We start from the raw sequence: 25,716 nt of genomic DNA, 5'->3' as shown, positions 1-25,716 counted from the left end.
ACGGAACCGGCACGAAACCGGCCAGGCACATGCCTGATCGGCACAGCGGGACGCTGATAGGTTTGCTCAGGTCCCCACCGGTCGTCCCGGTGCACTGCTGAGGAGCCCTGCTTGTCCGACGAGACCACCCGCACGCCGGCCGTACGCCCCGCCGGCCAGCCGGCCCAGGGCGGTGACCGGACCGCCGTCGTGCGACCGGCCACGGGCACCGCCCCGACGCCGCCGCCCACCGCGCCGACGCAGGTCGTGCTGCCGTCGGGCAGAGGACAGGCGGGCTCAGGTCAGGCGGGCTCAGGTCAGGCGAGCACAGGGCAGGCGAGCACAGAGCAGACGGGCACCGCCCGGTTCGCGGAGACCGCCGTGCGCCCGGCGCCCGGAGCACCGCCCGCGAGACAGAGTGGCCCCGCGGCGCCGTCGTCCGCCGGGTTCGCGCCCGCCGCGTCGACGTTCGCGCCGCCGCCCGCGGGCGGCGGACCTGCAGGCCGCCCGGCCACCCCGCAGCAGGCGGGGCCCCGCATCCCCGCGACCGGCGAGGTGCTCGGTCCGTACCAGCTCGTCGGGACGCTCGGCCACGGCGGTTTCGCGCACGTGTACCGCGCGCTCGGGCAGGGTGGCGAGGTGGCCCTCAAGGTCCTGACGAACGCGGAGCACGGCTCGCTGGACCGGTTCGTCGGCGAGGCCGCCCTGCTGGACCGTCTGGCCGGGCGCGGTTTCCCGCGGCTCCTGGCGGCCGACCTGCGGTCCACGACGCCGTGGTTCGCCATGGAGCTCGTGCCGGGCCCGACGCTGGCCCAGCGCGTGGCCGCCGAGGGGCCCCTGCCGGTGCACGACGTGCTGCGCGTCGCCGACGACGTGCTGGACGCCCTCGCCGTGCTCCAGGAGGAGCACTACCTGCACCGGGACGTGAAGCCCGCGAACATCATCGCCGCGCCCGGCCGGTACGTGCTGATCGACCTCGGCATCGCCAAGGGGCACGGCACCTCGACGTCGACCCACGCGGCGGGCACCATCTCGTACATGGCGCCCGAACTCTTCGTGCGCAAGCCGCACGCCCGGTCGGACGTGTTCAGCCTCGGCCTGCTGCTCATCTTCCTCGCCACGGGCCAGCTCCCCAACGACCTCAACTTCGCGGGCCGTGACCTGACCGCGGCCGACGTCGGACCGGTCGACCAGCGGCTGCTCCCCCTCGTCCTGGCCATGACCCGGCACCGGCCCGAGGACCGGCCGCCGCTGCACAACCTCATCGGCACCGTGGCCCAGCTCGCGGGCGACAGCGCGCGGCTGGACCCGTCGCTGCTGGCGGCGACCGACGCCACGACGATCGAGCGCGGCCTGGTCACCGAGGTGCTGACCGGCAGCGGGGCGCCCACGGGCGCCGTGGCCCCCACCAGTCCCCTGGCGAGCAACCCGGTGCGGCAGGGCGAGCCCGTCACCAACCTGGTCTACGACCAGCAGCTCATGGGCCGGCTGCACCAGGTGCACGGCGACGGGTTCGACGGCGCCGCCGAGGAGATCATCTCGGTCTACCTGTCCGCCGTCGGGCCGCAGCGGGCGGGCGGGCGCTCGCCCGCCGAGATCAAGGACTACCTGTGGGCGGCGATGCGCTGGGGTCCGGCCTTCACGCCCGAGGGGTACGCCGACACCTACGACGGCTGGGTCGCCTACCGGAAGCGGCACGGCCTGCCGCTGCCCGGCGTCCCGACGCCGCCGGCGCCGCCCCGGCCGGCCGGCAACCCCACGCAGCGCATGGCGCCGGTCAGCAACCAGCAGGCCACGCAGGTGGCGCCCGCGTACCGGCCCGGTCCCCCGCCGGGCACGCGCCCGGTACCCACGCCCGTGCCCGCTGTGGCGGGCGCGCCCGCCACAGCGCAGCAGCCCGCGGTCAGGGCCGCGCAGCCAGAGGCCCCGCAGCCGCCGGCTGCCCCCGCACCCCGGCGCGAGGACGACCGGGACCGCCGGGACTCGCGGGAGCCCCGGGAGCCCCGGGACGACGAGCGGCGGAGCACGGGCGGCGGCCTCGGCGTCGTGGCGACGGTGCTCGGCTGGGTCCCGCGCCTGCTGCTCGCGCTGGCCGTGTACCAGCTCGTCCGGCTCCTGCCGGGCTTCGACGTGATGCCCAGCGCGGCCGGGCTGCCGCTCTTCGCCGCGCTCGGCGACATCGCCGTGGCGCTGCTGAACCTCGACCCCGTCTGGGCACCGCGGATGGCGGAGCTGTCGATCCCGCTGCTGGGCATCGTCACGTCCGCCGTCGTGAACCTCTTCCGGGCCGTGCGGATGCGGCGCGGCGGCCGGACGTGGCCGTTCTGGCTGGTCGTGGTGGTGTGGGTGATCGTGATCGCCGTCCAGGGCGTGGTGGGCTACGCCCAGCAGGTCACGCAGGACGCCCGCGACTCCCTGCAGGAGCAGCGCGAACAGCTCCAGGACGACCTGCAGCAGGGCGTGCAGGACACGACGGAGGACGTCCGCGACTCCCTGTGGGAGTCCGTGGAGGACGCGCTCCCCTGGAACTGACGGCGGCGGCTGACTGTTCTGAGGTCGGTAGTTTGCCGCGCGGAGTTGGCGGTTTGCCTCGAGGTCGGTAGTTTGCCGCGCGGAGTCGGCAGTTTGCCTCGGCAGTTTGTCGCACGGAGTTGGCAGTTTGCCTCGATGTCGGCAGTTTGCCGCGCGGAGTCGGCACTTTGCCCTGAGGTCGGTACAGGCCTGTGCCGACCTCAAGGCAGACTGCCGACGTCGCAGGAAAGTGCCGACCTCAAGAAGCTGTCAGGCCGCGCGGAGACCCTCTGCGCCATGCCGCAGGGCTCATCGCATGACCACATGTCCCGCGGCGTCGGACCTGTGCACATCCCCTGACACCGCAGGCAGCACGCCGCACGCGGTTGGCGCACTCTCGTCCCATGACCGCCGCATCGTCCACCCCCGTCGTGACAATCCCCTCCGTCCTGCTCGCCGCCGAGCGCGACCGCAACCAGCTCGCGAACGCCCACCGCCGCGGCACACTCGTCAAGGTCCGCCGCGGCGCCTACTGCGAGGCGGACGCCGTCCAGGTCGGCGGCCCCTCGTCGGCGCCGCGCGAGAAGCGGATCAAGGAGCTGGCCCGGGCACGCGCCCTGCACTCCCAGCTCCGCGCGAACCACGTCTTCAGCCACACGACCGCCGCCCTGCTGCTGGGTTGCCGGGTCTGGACGGTGCCCGACGCGACGCACGTCTACCAGGGCTATCGCGCCTCGGGGCGATCGGCGAAGGACGTCGTACGGCACCGGGGAGAGGTCCCGCCCGCGGACGTCGTTCTGGTCGACGATCTTCCCGTCACGTCGCTCGACCGCACCGTGGTCGACTGCGCCCTGGCGCTGCATCCCCTGGAGGCGCTCGTGATCGCCGACTCCGCCTTGTCCCTCGGCGCCGACCGTCAGGCCCTGCTCCAGATGATCGACGCCCGCGCCGGACAGCGCGGGGTGCAGCGGGCTCGGTCGGTCGTCGAGCTCGCGGACGACGGCGCAGGATCAGCCTGGGAGACCTGGGTGCGCTACGAGATGCTGCGCGCGGGCCTCCCCCGCCCCAGCACCCAGATGCCGGTCCAGACCGACCGCGGGCTCTTCCATACCGACCTCGGCTACGAGCAGTGGCGGCTGGGCATCGAGTTCGACGGCCTGATCAAGTACCGGCCGGACGGCGTCCGCGCCGGTCACGACCCTGCCGCGGAGTACATGAGCGAGAAGAACCGCGCCGAGGCCATACGCCGGGCCGGCATCACCCTGGAACGGACGAGCGCCGCCGACCGCGCCGACACCCGGAAGATGCTTGCCAGGATCACGGCACACCTGCCGCCCGACGTGGTGAGAAGGTCCCGGGCCAACCCTTACCTGCCACCTGCCTGAGGTTCGGGGGCTGTCGGCGCTCTGCCAGTGGTCGGCAGCTTGCAGGGTGGTCGGCAGTCTGCAGGGTGGTCGGCAGCCTGCCTGGCGGTCGGCAGTCTGCAGGGTGGCCGATAGACTGCCCGGTGGTCGGCAGCCTGCCTGGCGGTCGGCAGTTTGCAGGGTGAGTCGGCAGTTTGCCGCGCGGAGTCGGCAGTTTGCTTCGAGATCGGCACAGGCCTGGACCGATCTCGAGGCAAACTGCCGACCTCACAGGAACGTGCCGACCTCACAGGAGAGTGCCGACCTCGCAGGAGAGTGCCGACTTCGCAGGAGAGTGCCGGCCCCGTCGGAAAAAACAGGTGCGCGCCGTCCCGCACGCGTGACATGCTCCTCGCACGGTCATCGAGACAGCCCTGCAGGCGGCGCTCGCTGGCCGGCCAGACCCCGGGCCAAGTGCCCAGCACGGTGCGCTCGATGAGCGCGGACAGGAAGGAGGCGGTCATGGACGACGTCGTTCGCGCAGCTGCCTCTGCGGCAGCAGACGCCACTGTCACCAGGAGCACCCGGCACTGATCCGGTCGTGCTCCGGCATCAAGGAGCACCGTCTTGCCCCGTTTTCCCGAAGCACCGAAGTCTGTCCTGATCCAGTCCGCGAGCAGGAAGCGCAGCGACGACCGTCGCAGCGCCGTCGGCCGGGCGGACCTGGAGGGCCCCCACCCGAGCACGTTCGCCCTGGTGGAGCACGCCGAGCACGACGCCGTCGCGCCGGACACCCCCGATCACGACGCGCCCACGCACCACACACCCACCGACCCCACCCAGCCGGGACCTGGGCAGCGGTGGTCCACCTGGCGTTCCGTCGCCAAGGGCCAGCGCGGCCCCGAACCGGTCCCGGACTGGCTGGTCACCCGGGACGCCGCGTTCGACACCGAGCTCGGCATCCTCAAGACCGGCAAGGAGGCGGACGCGTTCCTCGTCGAGCGCGCCGTCCCGCCGAGCGCAGACCCGGCCGACGTTCCGTCCGGCGCCACGCCTGCACGCCCGGCGGGCCTGTCGCACGGCGCCACACCCGCCAACCCGTCCGCCCCGCCGACGGGCAGCCCGCCGCACGGCACCACGCCGCACGGCACCCCGCCCCACGGCACCCCGCCCCACGACACCCCTCCCCACGACACCCCGCCCCACGGCACCCCACCCTCGGCCCCGGCCCGCGAGCCCGAGCGCTGCCTCCTGGTGGCCAAGCGGTACCGCAGCCTGGACCACGGCCAGTTCCATCGCGGCACCGAGTACACGGAGGGCCGCCGGGTGCGCCGCACGCGCGACCAGCGCGCCATGGAGGACCGCAAGTCCGCGTGGGGCCGCGCGGTCTCGGCCACCCAGTGGGCCGACGCCGAGTTCGTCGCCCTGCGCGACGCCTGGTCGGCGGGTGCCCCGGTGCCGTACCCGGTCCAGATCGACGGCACGGAGGTGCTCATGGAGTTCGTGGGCACCGAGGAGGTCGACGACGAGGGCCGCACGCAGATCGTCGCCGCGCCGCGGCTGGCCCGGGAGCGTCCCTCCGACGACCTGCTGGAGTCGTACTGGGACCAGCTCACGCACGGCATGTCGGTGCTGGCGCGGCTGGGCTTCGCGCACGGCGACCTGTCGCCGTACAACATCCTGGCCCACGGCGAACGGCTGGTCGTCATCGACCTGCCGCAGGTCGTGGACCTGGTGGCCAACCCGTTCGCGAGCGAGGTGCTGCTGCGCGACTGCCGCACCGTGTGCGCCTGGTTCACGGCCCGCGGGCTGGACGTCGACCCCGACGCCCTGTTCGCGGACCTGCTGGCGCAGGCGCTCTGACCGGCCCGCCGGACGACGGTCACCTCGGTGGCCTGTCGTCCGGCCCGGTCAGTCCGCCGGGGTCACCGGGCCGCAGGTCCAGGAGGAGAACACCAGGTCGGTCTGCACGCGGCCCACCTCGCCGCGGGCGGTCAGGTCGAGCACCAGGCGCTGCAGCTCGTCCGTGTCGGCGCAGGCCACGTGGACCAGGAAGTCGTCCGGGCCGGACACGTGGTGCACCGCCCGCGTCTGCGGCAGGCGCCGCACCCACTCGACGAACGGCCCCAGCAGGGGCCTGGAGTGGGTGGTCAGCCGCACCATGAGCATGGCCTGCAGCCCGCGCCCGACGGCGGCCGGGTCGATCTCCGCGCGGTAGCCGCGGATCACCCCGGCGTTCTGCAGGCGCTGGGTACGGGCCAGGCACGTCGACGGCGCGACCCCGACCCGCTGCGCGAGCACCTTGTTGGACAGCCGGCCGTCCTTCTGCAGCTCGTCGATGAGCGCACGGTCGACCGAATCGAGGATCACGTTCTGGCCCATGGCCCGAATTTGTAGCATGCCCGCCCCACGCGAGCCGTGCCGGGTGCCGATAGTCCCCCATGACCACGCATCCAGGGCCCGTGCACCCACCGTCCGTGCACCCCGCGCCCACCCGCCCAGCCCTCGCGCACTCCTGGTCCACGCGCGCCGTCCACGCCGGCAAGGACGACCTGGCCGCCCTGGGCCTGCACGCCCCGCCGATCGATCTGTCGACCACCTACCCGTCGCACGACGTGGCCGCCGAGGCCGCGCGCCTCGACGAGTTCGCCGACGGGCACGACGACGGCGGCCCGCCCGTGTACGCGCGCGTCGCCAACCCGACCGTGCGCCGCTTCGAGGCCGCCCTGGCCGAGCTCGAGGGGGCCGACGCCGCCGTCGCCTTCGCCAGCGGCATGGCGGCCCTGTCGGCATGCCTGCTGGCGCAGGCCGCGGCGGGCCGGCCGCACGTCGTCGGGATACGGCCGCTGTACGGCTCCACGGACCACCTCCTGAGCTCCGGCCTGCTCGGCACCTCCGTGACGTGGGCGACGCCGGACGAGGCGGCGTCGGCGATCACGGACCGGACCGGGCTGGTGGTCGTGGAGAGCCCGGCCAACCCCACCCTGGACGAGGTGGACCTGCGCGCGCTGGCCGCCGCCTGCGGCCCGGTCCCCCTGCTGGTGGACAACACGTTCGCGACACCCGTGCTCCAGCGCCCGCTCACGCTCGGCGCCGGCATGGTGCTGCACAGCGCCACGAAGTACCTGGGCGGGCACGGGGACGTGATGGGCGGCGTCGTGGCGTGCGGCGAGGAGACGGCGCGCACCCTGCGCCAGGTCCGGTTCCTCACCGGCGCCGTGCTGCACCCGATCGCGGGCTACGAGCTGCTGCGCGGCCTGGCGACGCTGCCGGTGCGGGTGCGGGCGGCGTCGGCCACGGCCGCGGAGCTCGCACGCCGGCTGGCCGAGCACCCGCGGGTGACCCGGGTGCACTACCCGCGGGTGGGCGGGGCGATGGTGTCGTTCGAGACCTCGGCCGATCCGGTGGCGGTGGTCTCTGCTGTACGGCTGATCACGCCGGCGGTGAGCCTGGGCAGCGTGGACAGCCTGATCCAGCACCCGGCGTCACTGACCCACCGGATCATGGACGAGGTCTCCCGCAAGGACGCGGGCATCTCCCCCGACCTGATCCGCCTCTCGGTGGGCCTGGAACACCTGGACGACCTCTGGCACGACCTGACCCAAGCCCTCGACCACGCCCGTTGAGTGCTGGACATTCGCCCTTCGGGACGCTCCTGGAGGGCGAATGTCCAGCACTCGACGGTGGGGGCGGTTACCGTGTGGCGGATGGAGAGCTTCGATCAGGACGATCTGGTGAGTTTCTTCGTCCGGTACGGCGTCGCGCTCGGGGCCGGGGACCTGGAGGTCGTGACCGACAGCCTCGGCTATCCGTCGATGGTGGTGCAGGCGGACCGGTCCCTCGTGGTGCCGGACGCCGAGGTCGCGCGCGAGAGCCTGGGCGGCATGCTGACCGCCTACCGGGAACAGGGCCTGGTGGCGGCGGTCCCGGAGGTGCGCTCCGTGGAGCAGGTCGGCGACGCCCTGCTCTGGGTGGACGTGCGCTGGAGCTACAAGGACGAGAACGCGTCGGAGGCTGCGGCGGACCGGGCACGCTACCTGCTGCGACGTGGCCGCGAGACGTTCGAGGTGTGCGTGGTCGTGCCCGTCGAGGAGTAGCCGGCCCCGGACGGCCTGCTACGCCGGGGCGATCTCGCGACGCAGGTGCCAGCGGGTCAAGCGGGCGCTGGTGGCGCCCGTGGGGCCGAGCCGGTCGAACCCGGCCCGCTCGTACATGCCGACCGTCCCCACGAACGCCGCGCTGACGGGTACCCGGCGGCCGGGCCCGGGGTCGACGGGGAAGGCGTCGAGCGCGGTCGCTCCGTGGGCCGCGGCGTAGTCGACCCCGGCGTCGAGCAGCGCCTGCGCGACCCCCTGCCGGCGGAAGCCCGCGCGCACCGTCACGCACATGAACACCCAGGTCGTGGGCCAGGTCTCCGGCTCTCCGACGGGTAGCACACGGGACCGCTGCAGGGAGCGCGCGTCGGCCCGCCGCGAGAAGCCGAGCCAGCCCACCACCTCGCGCGACGCGCCGGCACCCAGGTACGCGAGCATCCCCGGCGCGGGCTCCCGTCCGGTCAGCTCGCGCAGGCGCGCGCCGCGCGTCGTCACGTCCTCCTTCGCCGGGGCGCGCCAGTGCATGCACCAGCACGCCTGCTCGCGCCCGGTCGGGTTGAGGACCCGGGCGACGTCGTCGAACCGCTCCTCGGTCGCGGGAACCACGTCGATGTGGGCCATGTCCAGAACCTACTCCTCCCCACCGACACTCGTGGCGTCGACCCGCTTGGCACACTTTTTCTGCGCGGGGACCGGCCCTCTTGCGCGAGCGCGGTACGTGTGGCATAACATAAGTGTCCACTTATAGAAGGAGACACCATGACCACGCTCACCGACCCCGCCGCGACCGCCGGCCTCGTGACCCGCGAGGTCCGCGACGGCAGCCGGGGCGACGCACCGACCAAGATCGCCGTCGCGCGCCGCACCTACGCGACCGACCGCGACGACCTGTGGGACGCCCTCACCTCGGCCGAACGGCTCCCCCGCTGGTTCATGCCGATCACCGGCGACCTCACGGTCGGCGGCCGCTACCAGCTCGAGGGCCACGCGGGCGGCGTCGTGGAGCGTTGCGACGCCCCGCACGCCTTCGCCGTCACGTGGGAGTCGAACGGCGGCGTCTCGTGGCTGGAGGTCTCGCTCACCCCCGCCGACGGCGGCACCACGCTCGAGCTGGTCCACGAGTCCCCCGTCGACCCGGACTTCTGGGCACGGTACGGACCCGGCGCCGTCGGCGTGGGCTGGGACCTGAGCCTCATGGGCCTGGGCCTGCACCTCGAGACCGGCGCATCGCTCGACCCGCAGGCGGTCGAGGAGTGGTCGCTCTCCGAGGAGGGCGTGACGTTCGCGCGCGCCGCCAGCACCGGCTGGGCCGACGCCGCGGCCGCCGCCGGGGACGACGCCGACCAGGCCCGCGCCGCGGGCGAGCGGACCCTCGCCTTCTACACCACGCCACCGGAGGCCTGAGTGCCGCGTGCTGCTGCCGCCTCCGCGCACGACGACGGGCCGGCCGGGGCGCGCGCCGACGCCGGGGACGCCGCCGGCCACCCCGACACGGCCCCGCCCGGCGTGTTCGAGGCGCTCGGCGACCCCGTCCGCCGTCGGCTCCTGGAGCTGCTGGTACCGGGCGAGCAGCCCGCGGGCGCCCTGGTCACCGCGCTGCAGGCCCGGATGCGCATCACCCAGCCCGCCGTGTCACAGCACCTGCGCGTGCTGCGCGAGGCCGGCCTGGTGCACGTGCGGGCCGAGGGCACCCGTCGCCTGTACGCCGTGGACGACGCCGGGACGGCGGCCGCCCGTGCCTGGCTCGCCCGCTTCGAGGACACGTTCGCCCAGCCGCTCGACGCGCTGGCGACGGAACTGGCCCGCGGGCGCCGCGAGCGCCGTCGTGCGGCTCCTCCGGCCGGGACGGACGCCGCCGCGGGCTGACCGCGTCAGTAGCGCTTGGGGAGCTTCAGGTGACGCTCCGCCATGATCGTGCGCAGCAGGTCCGGGCGGTCGGTGATGATGCCGTCCACGCCGATGTCCATGAGGGACTCGATCGTGGCCCGGTCGTCGACGGTCCACGGGATCACGGCCATGCCCCGCCGGTGGGCGGCACGGACGAGCTCCGGCGTCGTGAAGGGCACGTAGCCGGGGTCGGCCACGCCACCGCCCTGCGGGTCGCCGTGCACGGGCGAGACGGCGTCGGCCCCGAACGAGGCGGCGGCCGCGACGAACTTCTCCTGGATCGACCCGGGGAAGTCGTCGATGTCGAGGCCGCCGAGCCACGGGGAGGCGCCGTCGGCCCCGACCTGGAGGAACTGCTGGCCGTTGGTCAGCGCCACCAGGCCGAAACGGGGCTCGACCTCGCTCATGCGCATCAGCGAGCCCCAGTCGAAGCTCTGGATCGTGACCTGGCCGACCAGGCGGGCCGCGCGCACCTCGCGGGCGACGACCTGCACGAACTGCTCGCGCGGCGCCGTCTGCTCGGGGGCGCCCGCCTCGACCTTGGTCTCGATGTTGAGCGTGACCTGGTGGGCGCGGTGGAGGTTCACGAGGTCGAGCACCTCGGACAGCAGCGGCATGCGCTCGCCGGGGTGCAGCTCCTGCCCGGGGAACTGCGGCTGACGGAGCGAGCCGCAGTCGATCGTGCGGACCTGCGCGAGCGTGAGGTCCTTGATGTACGTGCGCTCGGGGACGTACGGGAACTGCGGGTCGCCGGGGAACGCGGGGGCGGTGTCCACGCACTTGGCCGGGCTCGGGTCGCGGTCGTGCGTGACGACGGCGTACCCGTCGCGCGTGATCTGCACGTCCAGCTCGAGCGTGCTGACGCCCAGCGCGAGCGCCCGGTCGAAGGCGGGCAGCGTGTTCTCCACCGTCAGGGCGATGCCGCCCCGGTGCGCCTGGAGGTCGAAGGCGCGCGGGTGGTGGGCGCCGGAGGCGTCGGCCGCGCTCGCGGGCCCGGCGGCGGACGCCGGGGCGATGCCCAGGGCGAGGGTCACAACGACGGTCATGGCGAGTGCTGCGGTGCGTGCGGCGGGGCCGCGACGGGCGGTTCTCATGCCCCGAGCCTGGAGCGGCCCTGTGACGACGGCGTGGCGCCGCGCCGTCCCGCGGACGACGCCCGCGTGAACGCGCGGCGACGTCGCCCGGCCCCGCCGCCCGTCCGCGCGCCGGGTGCAAAGCGGTACGAATCGTCCGAGAGGGGTACCGTTCTCGGGTGGCTCATCTGGACTGGGAGATCAAGGCAAGCCTGCTGATGTACGTGATGGGGGCGCCCGGCGGCCGCATCGTGCAGGACGACGCCGTGGGCGGCACCGGCGCCTCGTTCCACTTCCCGCTCGACCGGGAGCGTACCGGCGAGCCGTCCGCCGACGCGTCGTCGTTCGCGTTCACGGGATCGGTGGTCTTCATCGGGCACTTCGGCTCGTTCGTGGGCGAGGTGGCCGACATCGAGGTCCTGGCACCCGCTGACGGCGGTCCCGACTGGACCATGTCCATCCGGGACCGTGACTCGGACGTGCGCACCGTCGCGTTCCGCCTGGCCGGCGCCCCCGAGCGCGCGGCCGACGGCGCCCGCCTCACCTGGTCGCGGGTCGAGCTCACCGAGGACGGCGCGAAGCTGTGGGGCGGCAACTACCCGGTGGGCACCGCGTTCGAGCCGGTCACGATCGACCTCTCCTGAGCCGTCAGGTCAGCGGCCCCCTCGGGGGGGGGCGGCCGCGTGGTCCCCGGCAGGACGCCGGACCCCGGCGGCGTGTTTCGCAGGACGGACAGACCGACCGGAACTCCTGCCGTCGACAGGGCGGACTTTCCTCGGGTCCGGGCCTGTGCGCTGGTAGGTTGCCCGGTATGACGTCACCCGTCGGCGAGGCCGCGCAGGCGGCCGTCGGCCCCGGTCCCGTCCCGTCAGCCGAACCGGCCGTCGCGCCGGTCCCTGCGCCACCAGCCACCACCCTTCCGGTCCCCGGGCCGCCAGCCACCGTGGCACCGGCGACAACGCCGTCCGCCATCGTGCCGCCGGTGCCCGCGCCACCGGCGGCTCTGCCGGTGCCCGTGCCGCCGGGCGCGGACGAGCCGGCAGACGGCTCCGGACCCGATCACGACGCCTGGGGTGGCGGCAGGGACGACGCCGGGTCCGCCGACGAACCCGTGGCCGCCGCCCCCGAGGCGGACGCCGAGCACCCGGCGGACGAGGCCGCGAGCGCCCCGGAGCCGGCCGACGGCACAGGCAACCCGGAGCCGGCCGCGGACGAGCACGCTCCCGCCGGCACCCAGGACGCGCCCGCCTCGGAGCACGCCGAAGCCGAGCCCGATTCCGCGCCCGATTCCAAGCCCGAGGCCAGGCCCGACGCCAAGTCCGACGCTGAGCCCGATCCGGACGTGGAGATCGATCCGGGCGTGGAGATCGATCCGGAGGCCGAGTTCGATCCAGAGGCGGCCGCCCCCACCCGGCCGAACGCCGACCGGGCTCCCGCGCCGCCCGCGCCCGCCGTCGGACCGGAGGCTGCCGCCGCCCCGCCGCTGGCGCCCCGGCCCGCGGGGCTCCCCGTGCGTCCCGTCCGCCGCATCCCCGCCAGCGGCGAGCGTCTGGGCCGGTTCACGCTCGGCGAGGCCCTGGGCCACGGCGGGTTCGCGCACGTGTACCGCGCGCAGGCGGACGACGGCGCGGAGGTCGCCCTCAAGGTCCTGACCGGCCTGCACGACGACGCCCGCGAGCGGTTCGTCCAGGAGGCGGAGCTCCTGGAGCGCCTGGACGGCCGTGGCTTCCCGCACTTCGTGGAGTCCGGACTGGACGCCACGCAGCCGTGGTTCGCGATGGAGCTCGTGCCCGGCAGAACACTGCGCGACCGGGTGCGCGAGGACGGTCCGCTGTCCGGGCCCGAGGCGCTGCGCCTGGCCCGGCAGGTCGTCGACGCGCTGCTCGTGCTCCAGGAGCAGCGCTGCCTGCACCGCGACCTGAAGCCGGCGAACATCATGGTCGACGGCGAGCGCGCGGTGCTCATCGACCTCGGTATCGCCAAGGTCTTCGACGCCGCGACCTCCACACAGCCCGCCGGGACCATGGCGTACATGGCCCCGGAGCTGTTCGGACGCCGGGTGCACCCGCGCTCGGACGTGTACAGCCTGGGCCTGCTGCTCGTGTACGCGAGCACGGGCGCGCTGCCGCTGGACCTGAACTTCATGGGCCGGGACCTGGTGGCCACCGACCTCGTGGACCCGGACGAGCACGCGGACGCCCCCGACGGGCCGCCCGTCATCGACCGGCACCTGCAGTCCCTGGTGCTGGCGATGACCCGCTACCAGCCGAACCACCGGCCTCCGCTGGAGAACATCGCGAGCGTGGTCCGCGCGCGCCTGGCGCACTCGACGCCCGACCCGACGCTGCTGCTCACCTCGCAGCTCGTCAGCGACGGCGTCACGGCCGCCGAGGTCGCCGCGCTCCCGGCGACCGACGTGCTGCACGGCCGGGGTCACACCCGCATGTTCCCGCCGGGTCCCGACGAGGCCGCACCGGGCCCCGCGTCCACCGCCCGCACCCCGGAACCCTGGCACGCCCTGGTCTACGACCGTGCGCTCATGAGCGTCCTGACGGAGGTGCACGCCGACGGGTTCGACGGCGCCGCCGAGCAGGTGGTCGCCGACCACATCGCGGAGATCGGCGCGGAGGTCGCCGGCGGCCGCACCCCTGCCGAGATCAAGGACTGGATCTGGCAGGCGATGCGCTGGCAGGTGACGTCACCCGCCGACGGCCACTCGGACACGCTCCGCGGCTGGCGCGCGTTCCGCAGCCCCCAGCCCGAGCCGGCGAGCCGGCGTGCGCCCGTCCGCAGCCAGCCCATCCCGCCCGCCGCGGCGACCCAGGTGGTCCGCGAGCAGGCGCCCCGGCCGAAGTCGTACGAGCCGCGCAAGAGCCCGGTCAAGCACCTCGGCCCCGCGCCGCAGCCGCCCGGCCCCCGGTCGACGATGCGCGCCACCCGACCGATGCCCGCCGTCCAGCAGCGCGGTGGGCAGCCGCCGTCGGTGCGGCCCGCCGTCGTCCAGCCCGCGGTGCTGCCACCAGAGAGCTCCGGTCCGCGTCCGCCGCGCAGCCCGCAGCAGGCGCAGGGCCGAGCCCAGGCTGCACCGCAGCCGGCTCAGGGCCGGGCGCCGGCCTCCCCGCGGCGGGGGGCCCAGCCGGCCGCGGCGCCCGTCGCCCAGCGGCCACAGGCGTCCGCCCGGCCGGGCGGACCGCCGCAGGCCGCGGCCGCGCCCCGTCGCAGGCCATGGCCGGTGCGCCTGCTCGGCGCCCTGCTGCGCTGGGTCCCGCGGCTGCTCCTCCTCGCGGCCGTCTACGTGCTGGTCGTGCAGCAGACGGCGGACACCCCGTACCTCTCGGCGCCTGCGCTGGCCGTCGCGGCGTTCGGCGTCGCCGTCCTGCTGCGGGTGGCCGGGCACCGCATGCGGATCTGGTTCTACGTGGTCTCGATGCTGGTGGTGGGTGCGGTGTCCGCGGCGCTGTGGGCGACGAGCACCGGGCTGCTGCGACTGTTCTGACGCGCTCCCGGCCCGGCGGACGGACAGTGCCGGCGGACGGACAGTGCCCGGCGGACGGACGGTGAGCCGTCAGCGCCGGACGCGGGCGCGAGAGCGCGCCACGCCGGCCAGCGTGGCGCGCACGGGTGTGCCGAGATAGATGCCCAGCGACGCGCCCGCCGCCAGCCCGATGCCGACGGACGCCGCGAGCACGAGGGAGGCGGCCCCGCCTCCGGCCGTCGACGCCGGGTCGGCGTGCACCATGCCGAGCAGCCCGTAGAAGACCGCACCGCCGGGTACCAGCGGCACGATGGCCGCCGTCGTCACGGCGACGGACGGGACGTGCAGGTTGTGGGCGATGAAGACGCCCACGAAGCTGGCGAGCGCCGCCGCGATGCCGCTCGCGGCGGCCTCGTGCAGGTCGGACGTCAGCACCATCGCGTGACTGAGTGCCGTGACCGTGCCGAGCACGGCGCTGACCGCGACGATGCGTGCGCCCGCGCCGTTGAACAGCGCCACCGCGACCGCGATGATGACCGCTCCGGCCACCTGGTTCGGCAGCGGGCCGAGCGGCGGCGGGCCGTCCGGCAGGGTCATCCGGAACCCGAGCACGCTGCCGAGCTCCAGCCCGGCGAGGATGCCCACCACCAGACCGAGCGTCTGCAGCGTGAGATCGAGGATGCGGCCCGCCGCGGTGAGCGCGAACCCGTCGATCGCGTCCTGGGCCGCACCCACCACGGTGAGCCCGGACAGCATCAGCACGATCCCGGACGCCACGATGATGGCGGGCTGCACCCCGGCGAAGGGCGCGACGTCCGCGGCGGCGAGGGCGGACACGACCACCGCCACCACCGTGGTGACGAAGGCGCCCGCGATCTGGCTGAAGAAGGACGGCACGCGCAGCCGGGCCAGCCCGGACTGGGTCGCCGCAGCTGCGAGCGCCGCGACGAACGTGAGCCCCACCAGCACCGCCGATCCGCCGGACAGGAGGCTCGCGCCCACGGCGAGCAGCGCCCGAGCCACCACGACGACCGGCTGCCGGTACCGGAACGGCACCCGCCGGATGGCCCGGAACGCGGTCCGGGCCTCGTCGAGGTCCATCCCGTCGTCGACGGCGACCAGGAGCGCCTGCATGCGCTGCAGCTTGGTGTGGTCGGGCGCCGCCACGCGCACGACCCGCAGCAGGGTGTGCGGCCAGCCGTCACCGCTGGGCTGGTACGAGAGCGTGATCGACGTGTAGGTGACGTCCACGTGCACGCCCCGGAGCCCGTACGCGCCGGTGACGCGCGTGATGGCGAGCGTCACCTCGTGCGCGGACGCCCCGACCGCGAACATCGACTCGCCGATCCGCATCGCCAGGTCCAGGGCCCGGATCACCCTCGTGTCGTCGACGGCGGGATGGACCTCGGTGTCCGGGGCCTCGGAGGGATCGGTGTGCAGGGCTCGGCGCACCGACGCGTACAGGCTTCGACGGGCTGGCTGGGGCATGCAGCCCATTGTGCTGAGGGGCGCTGTCACCGGCATCCGGCCTGGGCGGGCCGTGCGGCGGGCCAGCCGTCGACCAGACTCGACCCCGCGCGTCCGCCGTCACCCGTTCATGGAGCAGTCCCCCTGTTGATGGTGTGATCTCGCCCTTCCTGTCCGGCATGGTGATGGTCGGGCCGATTCACGCCCCTCGGGTCAGTCCACGGTGATCGAGACGGTCTGCCAGCCCGACGCACCGTCGGGAGCCGGCGGCGCCTTGGTCTCGGTCTGGACCTGTCCGTCCGAGTCCGTGGCGCGCACCGTCAGGGAGTGGTAACCGGCGTCCAGATCGATCGACACGTGCCACTGACGCCACGTGTCGGGGCCTACCGTCTCGGCGAGCTCGGCGGTGACCCAGTCGCCGCCGTCGGCACGGACCTCCACCGTGCTGATGCCGGTGTGCTGCGCCCAGGCCACGCCGGCCACGGTCACGGCACCCGCAGGCACAGGCGCGGACAGGCGCGGCACGTCGATGCGCGACGCGATCTTGATCGGCCCCCGTGCAGACCAGCCGCGCGGGGTCCAGTAGCCCTCGTCGGCCTCGAAGGTGGTCACCTCCAGCGACGTCACCCACTTGGTGGCCGAGACGTACCCGTACAGCCCGGGCACCACCAGCCGCGCGGGAAAGCCGTGCTCCTCGGGCAGCGGCTCGCCGTTCATGCCGATCGCGAGCAGGCACTCGCGGTCCGGGTCCTGGAGCACGTCCAGCGGCGTGCCGGCACTGAACCCGTCGTCGCTGCGCGAGAGCACCATGTCGGCGCCGGCCTGAGGCCTGGCCCGCTCCAGGAGCGCGCGGACCGGGTAGCCGAGCCAGAGGGCGTTGCCGACCAGGTCCCCGCCCACGGCGTTGCTCACGCACGAGAGAGTGACGTAGTGCTCCTCCATCGGCAGCTCCATGAGCTCGTCCCAGGTGAGCGTGAACGGCTCGTCCACCAGACCACGCACCTCCAGCGACCAGTCCTGCGGGCTCAGCTGCGGCACGATCAGCGCGGTGTCGATGCGGTAGAAGTCCGCGTTCGGGGTGACGTACGACGCCAGGTCGTCGAGCTTCAGGTCGGCCCCGGCGGGCACCGGCGGCGCCGGCGTACGCGCAACGGGCAGGCGGAGCCTCTCCCGCACGGCGCTGATCGCCGTCGAGCCCATCGACAGCACCCGCGAGCCGGCCAGCGCGAGCACCGCGACACCGACGGTGATGCCCGACACGGTCAGGAAGCCACGCCGGTTCATGGCGCCGCCCGGAGTCTCGCCCGCCGAGGTCCCGCTACCTCTCGGCGCAGGCCGTAGCCTCGCCACCGCGGCACGCAGCAAGAGCACCGCGGCACCCAGGCCGACGGCGCTGGGCAGTGCCCACAGCGGCGTCGCGCTCGGGCGCAGCACCGCGACCACGACGCCGACGACGCCGACGACGCCCATCAGCACCGCGCCCACCGGCGGGCGGCGCAGCTCCAGCCAGCCCGCGAGCGCCGCCCCCAGGGCCAGCACCAGGCCCATCGAGGCGAGCAGCACGGCCTTGTCGTTGGTGCCGAACCACTCCACGGCAAGGTCCTTGAGCCATGGGGGCACGGCGTCGACGACGGCGGCGCCGCCTGCGAACAGCGTGCTGGCACCGGGTGCGACGACCGCGGCGACGAGCTCCGCGACGGCCAGCCCGGCGCCACCGGCAAGCACGCCTGCGAGGGCGGCCCAGCCCACGCCGCCCGGAGGGCGTCCGGCCGAAGGTGCCGCGGGGCTCTCGGTTGCCTGTGTCATGAGCTGAGCGTGAGCTCGTCGATCTCCGCCGCGCCGGCCGGCGCGGCTACCGACGGCGGGCCCACCAGGGCCGCCGTGGCAACGGAGAGCGCGATATTTGACGTACGCATGACCGATCCTCCTTGGGGCCGGCGGCAAGCTGCCGCCTGAGCATGTCCCAGAGGGTTCGGAGCAGTGGTCCATCAGGATGGGTCGGGGCGCCCTGTCACCTGTCCGTGCAGCAGTCCCCGACGCTCTCCTGGCGCGGCTCAGCCCAGGCGGAGAGCCACCCGCCCCCGCTCCTGGGCCGTCCAGCGTTCGACCCCCACGTCCACGGCCGCGCACCGCCGGTGCACCTCGTCGAACACGCCGGCGAACCCGTCGTTGAGCAGGTCCAGCTTGTCCTGCCACTGGGCGACCGCCGGCATCCGCTCGCGGAGCTCGGCGATGGCGGCGTGCTCGTCGACCGTGGTCAGCCGACCGTGATCGACGACGATCCGGCCGTCGACCAGGACGTACTCCAGAGATGACCCGTTCTCGGAGTAGACGAGCTGGTTGTCGACCCGGGAGCGCGGTGTGAACGCGAGCGTGCCCAGGTCGTAGACGTTGAGGTCGGCCCGCTTGCCGACCTCGATCGATCCGGTCACCTTGTGCAGCGATGCCGTCCGTGCACCCCCGATCGTCGCGGCGCGCAGGGCTTCGTCCACGGTTGACCAGGTCGTGTGGTCCGGCCCTCCGGCCTTGTGCAGGAGCGCCGCCATCTTGACCACCTCGTGCAGCCGGGGGGTGTCCGACGACGAGCACCCGTCCGAGCCGAGGCCCACGGGCACGCCGGCGTCGTGATAACGACGCCACGGGGCCAGCCCGGAGCCGAGCTTCAGGTTCGAGATCGGGTTGTGGGAGACGCTGACCCCGGCGGAGGCCATCAGCTCGATGTCGTGGTCGGTGACCCAGATCCCGTGGGCGAACGTGGTACCGGACGACAGGGCACCTATGTCGGCGAGGTGCTGCACGAGGGTGGTGCCGTACAGGTCCTGACCCGTGACGGCCTGCACCCGGGTCTCGAGCACATGGATGTGCACCTCGAGGCCGTGCTCCAGGCCCAGCACCGTGGCGCCGGCGAGCAGGTCGTCGGTGCACCGCTGCGGACCGGACGGCGCCAGCATGTACCGGAGCCGCCCGCCCGCCCGGCCGTGCTGGTCCCGGATCGCGGCACGGGAGTAGTCGAGGTACTCCTGCGCGGTCAGCACGGGCTGGGCGCGCACCTGGGCGACCAGGTCCGCGGGCAACAGGTCGGACGCGAACGGGAGCGTGTCGACGAAGGGCCGGTTGATGACATGTCCCGAGATGTTCGCGCGGATCCCGACCTCGTCGTAGGCGTCGAAGACCGCGGCGAGCTGCGCCCGGTCCTGCGTCGGTGTCTCCAGCACGTCGTCGACGAGGGTGGTCACCCCGTTCTTGAGCGACTCCATGGCGAACAGCCGACTGCGCAGACCGACGAGCTCGGGGCTGAGCGCTCTGCCGCCCAGGATCGGGTAGGAGTACAGCATCCACAGCTCGAGCGGCAGGTTGTCGTACCGGCCTTTGTAGAGGTACTCCCACGAGTGGGTGTGCGCGTTGACGAAGCCCGGCACGACGAGACGGTCGGTGCCGTCGATCACCTCGTCGCCGTCGCGCACGTCGACAGCCGGCGCGACCTGGGTGATGGCGCCGTCCTCGATCCGAATAGACCGGGTGACCGGGCTGCTCCCGGTCACGGCATCCATGGTGATGACGGTGGCAGCCTTGATGACGGTGGCGTTCACTGGGTCTCCGCCCGGTCGGTGACGACGCGCGCCGCCGCGGAGCACACGGGGGCCGCGACCGCGGCGACCAGGATGCCCTGCAGCGGAGGGATACCGATCGCCAGGGCGTTGGTGCTGAACGCGGTGGCGACGCCGAGCAGGTAGGCGATGACACCGGGCCAGACGACCAGTGGCGCGGCGTCCAGGACCGTACCCGGGTCACGCCCCTTCCACACGAGGAAGAACGTGCCGATCATGACGCCGCCGAGCGGCGGGACGAGCGTGCCCAGCAGGGTGAGGAAGCCGCCGATCGCGTCGCCGAGTCCGCTGACTGCCAGGATGATGCCGACGACGGTGCCGCCGATCACGAAGGGCCGTTTGTCGTCCTTGTCGAAGAGTTCGGCCCCGGCTACGCCGTAGGCGTACGCCGTGTTGTCGTTGGTGGTCCAGAGGTTGGCCACGACGAGGAACAGGCCCACGCCGATCAGGCCCATGGAGAGCAGGAGCTCCGCGAAGTCCGCGATGCCGAAGGCCGCCGTGCCCACCCCGCCGAAGAAGAGCATCGCGCCCTGGATGAGGCCGACACCGACGAGAAGTAGCCAGAACGTCCGGATCTTCGGCGTCGAGAACCGCGCCCAGTTGCCCACCTGGGTTCCGCCGGAGATGAAGGTGGCGATGAGCATCGTCATCGCGGTCGCGGCCGAGAGGGATCCGTCGCCTTCGACGGCGAGCAGCGACGCCCAGCCGCCCGCCTCCTCGAACGAGCGCAGCGTGATCCACACGCAGAGCACGAGCATCAAGGGCACCGAGACCCAGGACAGCAGCTCGATCCCACGGAATCCCTTGTAGGCCGTCACGGCCATCAGGACACCACCGGCGACGACCACCGGCCACGTCGTCTCCCACCCCAAGGCGGTGCCGAAGAGGTCACCGAGGACCGCGATGGTGATCCCGTACCAGCCGACCTGCGTGCCGCCGAGCAGGACAGAGGCCCACTTGCCGCCGGCCCTGCCGAGCACGAGCCTGGCGGTCAGGACGGTCGACAGGCCGGTGCGTGCCGAGATCAGGCCGAGCGTGGCGACGTAGAGGGCCAGCACGAGCGAGGCGATGGCCGCGGCCGCGAGGTACGCGGAGAAGCCGAAGGCGGCGGTGACCTGCCCGCCGGTGACCATCGTCGGAGTGAAGAAGCAGAAGCCCGCCATCACGATCGCCACCGCGGCGGGACCGCGCCGGCTCCCGGCCGGGACCCGTTCGAGGGGGTAGTCGGGGTCGACAGCGCCCGGTGGCGCGGCCACGTCGTTCTGCGGTGGCTCTGTGGCGGTCATTGCGGTGCCCTCTCCTGGGTGTCCGGGCGAGCTTGCCCGTGCACCGAGTAGAAGGGTGGCCGGCGCCGGCGCCAAGATCTCGCGCGGAACGGTGGGCGGCCGCACACCGCGGTGCGCCGACCGGTGTCAGGACGCACACCTGGCCGTAACACGAGGGACATCGGGCGTCCCTACGGTGAGACGCGTGAGCACAGCCATGTCGGTGGCAGCACCGCTCCAGGTCCAGGTCCGCGACATGCTCGGGTGGGCCGACGTCCCGCTCGACCTCGTCGGAGACGCCGTCGGCATGGATCGCCACGTCCGGTGGGCGCAGGCGACCGAGCTCATCGACCCGGAGCCGTTCCTGCGCGGCCGCGAGATCGTGCTGACCACCGGCCTCGAGCTGCGCACCCCGGCAGACTGCGCGCACTTCGTCGACTCTCTCGTCGCGGCCGATGCGGTGGCGATCGGCTACGGCATCGACGTCGTCACCACCGCGCCGCCACCTGCCCTCGTCCACCGTGCGAACGCGGCGGGCCTGCCGGTCCTGAGCGTTCCCCGGACAGTCCCCTTCCTCACCTTCACCGAGCGTCTCGCCCAGGAGCAGACCCGGCTGTGGGTGCTCGCCCAGGACCGTCTGGAAGCCGGCCACCTGTTCGACGCCGTCCGACGAGGACTCGCGGACCCGCTCGTGCTGTTCGAGCGGTTCGTCGAGCTCGACCGGCCCGGCATCGAGTTCGCGGCGGCATGCTGGGCGGCACGTGAGCGCCTGCCGGAGGTAGCCGGTCCGCACCGGGTCGGCTACGTCAGGGACCGGACGATCGTGCTCGGCCCCGCGAGCGTCGTCAGCGGCCTCGTCGAAGCGGTCGATGGTGCACTGGTACTCGGTTACGGCGGGCCCGCCCCCCGGCAGGAAGTACGCCGCGTGCTCGCGGAGGCCGTCGCCGCGTTCGACGTCGCGTCCCGGCGTGGGCGGTCCGCCGGAGCGGCGGACCTCGCCACGCTGGACGGGTTGCTGGGGCGGTTGACGCACGAGCAGGTCACGCCGTTCCTGGACCATGTACTACGGCCGATCATGGAGCACGACCAGCGCCGGTCGGACAGTCTGCTGGCGACGGCCCGCACGTTCGTGGCTACCGACGGATCCGTGGCCCGGACGGCGGAGGCGCTGTTCCTGCACCCGAACACCGTGCGCAAGCGGCTGGACCGGATCGACGAGCTCACGGGCCTACGGGTGCGCGAGGCAGCAGGGCGGATAGCACTGCAGATCGCCGATTCCGGCCACGCTCCTATCCTTGGTCACGAACAACCGTCCAGGCCTCGCTCGTGAACGCCACCGGATCGGCCCGTCACGGAAGCTCAGTCGCTGCCGCACGGGCTTTCTTCGCGTCAGTTCCGAGCCTCCACCACCCAGGGCGAGACAAGGATCTCCTCTGCGGCGTGTACCTCCACGCGGACCATGACAAGTGGACGAGGGCACGCGAGCGGGCTACCGATCCGGGAGGGATAACCGGGTGAACATCACACATCGGGGCACGGACTACCGCGGTGACGCCCCAAGCCAGTACCTCCTTGGCACAGACACCCGATCCGGCAATGCCGGGTGGTGTTCATGGTGATGACGGTCAGCGACCACAGTCACCGGTCGGGATCAGTCTCGCTCTTTGGTCGGGTCGCGCCACAGCTCGTGGGTGCACGGCACGCCGCCTGCGTAGCACCGCCTGACGATCAAATGACCGCGTGGATCTCGCGCGCGGGACACCACTGGCGAGATCCACGCAGATGCACCGCACCCTAGCTGGTGAGCGGCGTTCTGGCCGGGCCGGTTGCGCGGGTGCGAATCCACACCACGATCGCGGTGGCGATCACCACCAGCGCGGGACCGATCAAGGCGATGCCGTTAGCCGCATTCGCTGTAGAGCGGTCGATGCCCGCGCCCAGGTCGGTACTCAGGGCGATCGCAAAGACGAAGCTGAGGGTGTTGAAGGCAACGTGGATGGCCACTGCGATCTCGATGCCTCCGGAGCGCCATGTGATGAGGGCCGTGGAGACAGCGAGCACGAAGTACCAGATGTAGAGCCACGGGTCTCCCGCCAGGTGGAAGGCGGCGAAGACCGCGGCGGAGACCGCGATGCCAAGAAACAACGACACACGCGGGCCCCGGCCCCAGCTGGCGGCCACGCGGAACACTAGACCGCGCAGCCCGTACTCTTCGCCAGCTGCCTGCAGCGGCATGAGAACAAGGGTGGCCGCCAAGATCCACAGAAGGTCGTTCTGAACCCAGACGGTCGACTCGGAAGGCAGGACGTAGTTGCTGACCACGTTGAGGACGACGAAAGCGGGGGCGATGATCAGCAACGCACGTGTCAGCAGATCGAACCGAAAGCGGGAGAAGACGGAGTGCAGCGACGCGCCCGGCACTCCATACAACCAGCGCTGGATGACCATGGCCCACGGCAGCAGCACTGCGTTGCCGACCAGCCCGAAGGCATGCAGTGCTGGCGTGAGGGGTCCGCGGCCGGGCGCAGTGTCCGGCGTCCCGATCACTCCGTCCAGCCAGTGCGCCAGCACGGAGAACCCCAAGATTGCCGCCCACATGCCACCGACGAGGAGCACGATCGCAAGGATGCCGCGTCCGATCCGTCGCTCGTCTCCGGCTAGGACGCGGTGATACTCGACTCCGGGTGGAACGGCATTCGCGCGCGATTCGCCTTCTCGCCGCGCGGCGAGCACGCCGTCGCCGGCGTCGATTCGGGAGTTGTCCATCGGCATTACTGTCCTGTTCATCTGGAAGGTGGTCGCTGACGGGGCTCTTCGCCGATACGACGGCGAGCTCTGTCACCCTGCGACTCTGACATTCCCAGCATCGATGGGGCAGACAATTGCTGGCAGTGCCGAGGATCATCCGAAGAGATGACAAATGTCATGCCGGATCCTTGAATCCTGGAACGGACAGCTTGAATCTCTCAGAGCCAGCCGCGGTCTCGAGCAACACGCGCCGCGTGATGACGATTAGAGGTCCCGCTCTTCTGCATCGCGCTCGAGAGATAGTTTCGAACCGTGCCCGGTGCGAGGTAGAGCTTCCGCGCGATGTCCTTGACCGAGTAGCCCTCGAACGTCTCACGAAGTACATCGAGCTCGCGATCCGTCAGAGGCGAATCGTCGACGACCGACGCTTCCAGCACCTCGTGTGCGATCCAACGCCGTCCCGCGTGTACCTGTCGAACGACCTCGGCTATGTCGTGCGCCTCGGCATTCTTGCTCATGAAGCCCGTCACGCCGAGCTTGAGTGCACGACGCAGGACGCCAGGGCGCGCATGTCGGGTGAGCATCAGGACGCGTTGCTCAGGTATCTGCTTCCGTATGTCGACAGTCGCCGCGAGGCCGTCCGTTCCGGGCATCTCGAGGTCGATGACCAGGACATCTGGTCGGTGCGCGAGCGTCAGTGCCACGGCCTCAGCGCCGTCCGTGGCCTGGGCCGCGACCTCGATCGTTCCGTGCAGGGGTAGGAGAGCGGCCAGTGCGGTGCGCAGAAGATGTTCGTCGTCGGCCAGAACGATCCGTATCGGGCGGCTTTCAGTCATGCCCTAGTTCCTTGCCTCCACCCGGAACCAGCTGTGCTCTCACTTCGAAAGTGTTGCTCTCTCGCGCGATGCGCAGTGTTCCGCCCGCCGCCTCGAGGCGCTCGCGAAGGCGGGCGAGCCCGCGCAGCGGTGTCGAGCTGCTGTCGAGCACCCCGTCGTTCGTGACCGCTACGGCTGTCGTCGATGCTTCAATCCGGACCGTGGTCGGACGTGCATGCCGAAGGAGGTTTGTAGTGGCCTCGCGAAGTACCTGAGCAAGCAGCGGATGTGCCACGGCACCAGGATCGAGGTCGCTGCGTGCACCAACTGAGATGCCTGCAGCCTCGCACAGTCGTTTCGCGTTCTCGATCTCCGTTGCCAAATTCAGCTCATGACGCGCGTACGTGAGGGATCGGGTTTCAGCGATTGTCTCTCTGGCTAGTCGCCTGATCTCGTTCAGTTCTTCCTCGGCTCGTTCGGGCTCGCTGTGAACCAGGCTGTGCGCCAGCTCAGCTTTGAACTTGATGATGTGCAGCGAGTGGCCCTGGATATCATGCAAGTCGCCCGCGAAGCGAATGCGCTCGCGCGCCACGGCGAACTGGGCCTCCGTGTCTTTGGCGAGTTCGAGCCGGCGAGCGACCAACCACGCCTGCTCGCTCACAAGGATCACGCCGGCCACGAAAAAAGTGCCGACCAGCGGCGTGGCGACGTACGCAGCGGCGAGCTCGAGCGTCACCGGATGCAGCACGAACACTGTGGCGCCGATGCCCGCAACGCTGAGCGCTGAGATGAAGACCCACAGCGCCCGTCGTCTTGTTCGCGCGACCATGAGTGCGCAGGCGAGGGATAGCGGGACGAAGCCGAGGGGGCTGGCGACGGTGAACGCGCCGACTGCCCATGACGCCCCTGTGACACCGAGTGCCAAGATCGAATGGCGCGGATACTCGTCCAGACTCCACTCGCGCACCGAGCCCAGTGTGAGCAGGAAGCAGGCCGAGATGATCAGTCCTTCCAGCCAGGTGTTCGCAGTAAGGGCGACGCCCAAGACGCACAACGGTGCGATGGTGGCGACTGCCGTCAGCATCGCGAGCCGCCGCATGTGACCGATGGTTGGTGTCTCTTGTTTGCACATGGTTTCGATCATCAGGTTCGATTGTGCGTGTCGTGCCGTCTGATCGCGCGGCCGGTAGGGAACTTCGCCGCAACGGCCGCTATCAGGAGACCGAGTGCCAGATGCTGTAGGGCGTTGTTGGTGATGAAGAAGTCTGAGACATCATCCGGGAGTGTTTTCAGCAGTCCGAAATCGCCGTAGTACAGCGAGACGTAGGCAATGACCACGGTCGCCGAGAGCACGATGATCAAGCTCAGTACGAGGTCGACGAACTTCATAGCCATCAGCGTCCTGTCCGCCGGTCGCGCGGGGTAGTGACGAAATGTCACACCTCTTCGTG

General features: G+C 72.2%; 21 protein-coding genes. 10 read left to right on the top strand and 11 right to left on the bottom strand.

Annotation, left to right across the window (positions count from 1 at the left end; all coding sequences use genetic code 11):
* The first annotated feature begins 111 nt into the window (after positions 1-111).
* The 3 genes from ACIBBF_RS15260 (at position 112) to ACIBBF_RS15250 (ending at position 5,696) form a co-directional block, all read left to right on the top strand.
* Positions 112-2,511, top strand: coding sequence for a protein kinase (locus ACIBBF_RS15260; RefSeq protein WP_397414701.1), 2,400 nt, complete (start codon positions 112-114; stop codon positions 2,509-2,511).
* Positions 2,512-2,894: 383 nt separating this feature from the next.
* The gene (locus tag ACIBBF_RS15255) at positions 2,895-3,875 is read left to right on the top strand and encodes a hypothetical protein (protein ID WP_397414699.1); all 981 of its coding nucleotides are present in this window, start codon (positions 2,895-2,897) and stop codon (positions 3,873-3,875) included.
* Positions 3,876-4,460: 585 nt separating this feature from the next.
* Positions 4,461-5,696: an RIO1 family regulatory kinase/ATPase gene (locus ACIBBF_RS15250; protein WP_397414697.1), complete on the top strand. Its 1,236-nt coding sequence runs from the start codon at positions 4,461-4,463 to the stop codon at positions 5,694-5,696.
* 48 nt (positions 5,697-5,744) lie between these two features.
* Here ACIBBF_RS15250 and ACIBBF_RS15245 read toward each other — a convergent pair whose 3' ends face one another.
* Positions 5,745-6,215, bottom strand: a complete 471-nt coding sequence (locus ACIBBF_RS15245) for an Lrp/AsnC family transcriptional regulator (protein ID WP_397414695.1) — start codon at positions 6,213-6,215, stop codon at positions 5,745-5,747.
* Between the two features lie 59 nt (positions 6,216-6,274).
* Between ACIBBF_RS15245 and ACIBBF_RS15240 the strand changes: the two genes are divergently transcribed.
* Both ACIBBF_RS15240 and ACIBBF_RS15235 read left to right on the top strand, forming a co-directional pair.
* Positions 6,275-7,459 carry a trans-sulfuration enzyme family protein gene (locus ACIBBF_RS15240; protein WP_397414692.1) on the top strand — a complete coding sequence of 395 codons (1,185 nt, stop codon included), beginning with the start codon at positions 6,275-6,277 and terminating at the stop codon, positions 7,457-7,459.
* Positions 7,460-7,540: 81 nt separating this feature from the next.
* Positions 7,541-7,930 (top strand): hypothetical protein, encoded by a 390-nt coding sequence (locus tag ACIBBF_RS15235; protein WP_397414691.1) that lies wholly within the window; start codon positions 7,541-7,543, stop codon positions 7,928-7,930.
* Positions 7,931-7,948: 18 nt separating this feature from the next.
* On the opposite strand, the gene ACIBBF_RS15230 is transcribed toward ACIBBF_RS15235, so the two are convergent.
* Positions 7,949-8,548, bottom strand: a complete 600-nt coding sequence (locus ACIBBF_RS15230) for a GNAT family N-acetyltransferase (protein ID WP_397414689.1) — start codon at positions 8,546-8,548, stop codon at positions 7,949-7,951.
* Positions 8,549-8,686: 138 nt separating this feature from the next.
* On the opposite strand from ACIBBF_RS15230, the gene ACIBBF_RS15225 reads away from it, so the two are divergent.
* Together ACIBBF_RS15225 and ACIBBF_RS15220 are read left to right on the top strand one after the other, a co-directional pair.
* Positions 8,687-9,331, top strand: a complete 645-nt coding sequence (locus ACIBBF_RS15225) for an SRPBCC family protein (RefSeq protein WP_397414687.1) — start codon at positions 8,687-8,689, stop codon at positions 9,329-9,331.
* A complete protein-coding gene (locus ACIBBF_RS15220) occupies positions 9,332-9,793 on the top strand; it encodes an ArsR/SmtB family transcription factor (RefSeq protein WP_397414684.1) in 462 nt (153 codons plus the stop codon). It abuts the gene before it with no gap.
* 5 nt (positions 9,794-9,798) lie between these two features.
* Here ACIBBF_RS15220 and ACIBBF_RS15215 read toward each other — a convergent pair whose 3' ends face one another.
* A complete protein-coding gene (locus ACIBBF_RS15215; protein ID WP_397414682.1) occupies positions 9,799-10,908 on the bottom strand; it encodes a glycerophosphodiester phosphodiesterase family protein in 1,110 nt (369 codons plus the stop codon).
* Positions 10,909-11,066: 158 nt separating this feature from the next.
* Here ACIBBF_RS15215 and ACIBBF_RS15210 point away from each other — a divergent pair, with 158 nt between their 5' ends.
* Together ACIBBF_RS15210 and ACIBBF_RS15205 are read left to right on the top strand one after the other, a co-directional pair.
* On the top strand, positions 11,067-11,531 hold the full coding sequence (locus ACIBBF_RS15210) for an HtaA domain-containing protein (RefSeq protein ID WP_397414680.1): 465 nt from the start codon (positions 11,067-11,069) through the stop codon (positions 11,529-11,531).
* A gap of 338 nt (positions 11,532-11,869) precedes the next feature.
* Positions 11,870-14,383, top strand: coding sequence for a protein kinase (locus tag ACIBBF_RS15205; protein WP_397414678.1), 2,514 nt, complete (start codon positions 11,870-11,872; stop codon positions 14,381-14,383).
* 69 nt (positions 14,384-14,452) lie between these two features.
* Here ACIBBF_RS15205 and ACIBBF_RS15200 read toward each other — a convergent pair whose 3' ends face one another.
* The 4 genes from ACIBBF_RS15200 to ACIBBF_RS15185 form a co-directional block, all read right to left on the bottom strand.
* Positions 14,453-15,850, bottom strand: coding sequence for a threonine/serine exporter ThrE family protein (locus tag ACIBBF_RS15200; RefSeq protein ID WP_397414676.1), 1,398 nt, complete (start codon positions 15,848-15,850; stop codon positions 14,453-14,455).
* Between the two features lie 192 nt (positions 15,851-16,042).
* On the bottom strand, positions 16,043-17,635 hold the full coding sequence (locus ACIBBF_RS15195; RefSeq protein WP_397414674.1) for a molybdopterin-dependent oxidoreductase: 1,593 nt from the start codon (positions 17,633-17,635) through the stop codon (positions 16,043-16,045).
* 248 nt (positions 17,636-17,883) lie between these two features.
* Positions 17,884-19,419 (bottom strand): amidohydrolase family protein, encoded by a 1,536-nt coding sequence (locus ACIBBF_RS15190; RefSeq protein WP_397414672.1) that lies wholly within the window; start codon positions 19,417-19,419, stop codon positions 17,884-17,886.
* Entirely contained in the window at positions 19,416-20,723 is a 1,308-nt protein-coding gene (locus ACIBBF_RS15185) for a cytosine permease (RefSeq protein ID WP_397414669.1), read from the bottom strand. Before ACIBBF_RS15185 ends, ACIBBF_RS15190 begins: the two co-directional genes overlap by 4 nt.
* 184 nt (positions 20,724-20,907) lie before the next feature.
* Between ACIBBF_RS15185 and ACIBBF_RS15180 the strand changes: the two genes are divergently transcribed.
* The gene (locus ACIBBF_RS15180) at positions 20,908-22,032 is read left to right on the top strand and encodes a PucR family transcriptional regulator (RefSeq protein ID WP_397414667.1); all 1,125 of its coding nucleotides are present in this window, start codon (positions 20,908-20,910) and stop codon (positions 22,030-22,032) included.
* Between the two features lie 464 nt (positions 22,033-22,496).
* On the opposite strand, the gene ACIBBF_RS15175 is transcribed toward ACIBBF_RS15180, so the two are convergent.
* The 4 genes from ACIBBF_RS15175 to ACIBBF_RS15160 form a co-directional block, all read right to left on the bottom strand.
* The gene (locus tag ACIBBF_RS15175) at positions 22,497-23,468 is read right to left on the bottom strand and encodes a lysostaphin resistance A-like protein (protein WP_397414665.1); all 972 of its coding nucleotides are present in this window, start codon (positions 23,466-23,468) and stop codon (positions 22,497-22,499) included.
* Positions 23,469-23,668: 200 nt separating this feature from the next.
* Positions 23,669-24,286 (bottom strand): response regulator, encoded by a 618-nt coding sequence (locus ACIBBF_RS15170; protein ID WP_397414663.1) that lies wholly within the window; start codon positions 24,284-24,286, stop codon positions 23,669-23,671.
* Positions 24,279-25,409, bottom strand: a complete 1,131-nt coding sequence (locus ACIBBF_RS15165; RefSeq protein ID WP_397414661.1) for a sensor histidine kinase — start codon at positions 25,407-25,409, stop codon at positions 24,279-24,281. Before ACIBBF_RS15165 ends, ACIBBF_RS15170 begins: the two co-directional genes overlap by 8 nt.
* Positions 25,409-25,654 carry a hypothetical protein gene (locus ACIBBF_RS15160; protein WP_397414658.1) on the bottom strand — a complete coding sequence of 82 codons (246 nt, stop codon included), beginning with the start codon at positions 25,652-25,654 and terminating at the stop codon, positions 25,409-25,411. Before ACIBBF_RS15160 ends, ACIBBF_RS15165 begins: the two co-directional genes overlap by 1 nt.
* Between the last annotated feature and the right edge of the window lie 62 nt (positions 25,655-25,716).

The sequence above is a fragment of the Promicromonospora sp. NPDC050880 genome, assembly GCF_044456525.1.
Taxonomy (GTDB): domain Bacteria; phylum Actinomycetota; class Actinomycetes; order Actinomycetales; family Cellulomonadaceae; genus Promicromonospora.
This window is presented reverse-complemented; position numbering and strand designations above follow the sequence as displayed.

Coding starts and splice junctions, on each gene's coding strand:
- ACIBBF_RS15185 (WP_397414669.1), bottom strand. CDS start 20,723: ATGACCGCCACAGAGCCACCGCAGAACGACGTGGCCGCGCCACCGGGC.
- ACIBBF_RS15230 (WP_397414689.1), bottom strand. CDS start 8,548: ATGGCCCACATCGACGTGGTTCCCGCGACCGAGGAGCGGTTCGACGAC.
- ACIBBF_RS15175 (WP_397414665.1), bottom strand. CDS start 23,468: ATGGACAACTCCCGAATCGACGCCGGCGACGGCGTGCTCGCCGCGCGG.
- ACIBBF_RS15245 (WP_397414695.1), bottom strand. CDS start 6,215: ATGGGCCAGAACGTGATCCTCGATTCGGTCGACCGTGCGCTCATCGAC.
- ACIBBF_RS15240 (WP_397414692.1), top strand. CDS start 6,275: ATGACCACGCATCCAGGGCCCGTGCACCCACCGTCCGTGCACCCCGCG.
- ACIBBF_RS15255 (WP_397414699.1), top strand. CDS start 2,895: ATGACCGCCGCATCGTCCACCCCCGTCGTGACAATCCCCTCCGTCCTG.
- ACIBBF_RS15215 (WP_397414682.1), bottom strand. CDS start 10,908: ATGAGAACCGCCCGTCGCGGCCCCGCCGCACGCACCGCAGCACTCGCC.
- ACIBBF_RS15235 (WP_397414691.1), top strand. CDS start 7,541: ATGGAGAGCTTCGATCAGGACGATCTGGTGAGTTTCTTCGTCCGGTAC.
- ACIBBF_RS15165 (WP_397414661.1), bottom strand. CDS start 25,409: ATGATCGAAACCATGTGCAAACAAGAGACACCAACCATCGGTCACATG.
- ACIBBF_RS15195 (WP_397414674.1), bottom strand. CDS start 17,635: ATGACACAGGCAACCGAGAGCCCCGCGGCACCTTCGGCCGGACGCCCT.
- ACIBBF_RS15160 (WP_397414658.1), bottom strand. CDS start 25,654: ATGAAGTTCGTCGACCTCGTACTGAGCTTGATCATCGTGCTCTCGGCG.
- ACIBBF_RS15225 (WP_397414687.1), top strand. CDS start 8,687: ATGACCACGCTCACCGACCCCGCCGCGACCGCCGGCCTCGTGACCCGC.
- ACIBBF_RS15170 (WP_397414663.1), bottom strand. CDS start 24,286: ATGACTGAAAGCCGCCCGATACGGATCGTTCTGGCCGACGACGAACAT.
- ACIBBF_RS15200 (WP_397414676.1), bottom strand. CDS start 15,850: ATGCCCCAGCCAGCCCGTCGAAGCCTGTACGCGTCGGTGCGCCGAGCC.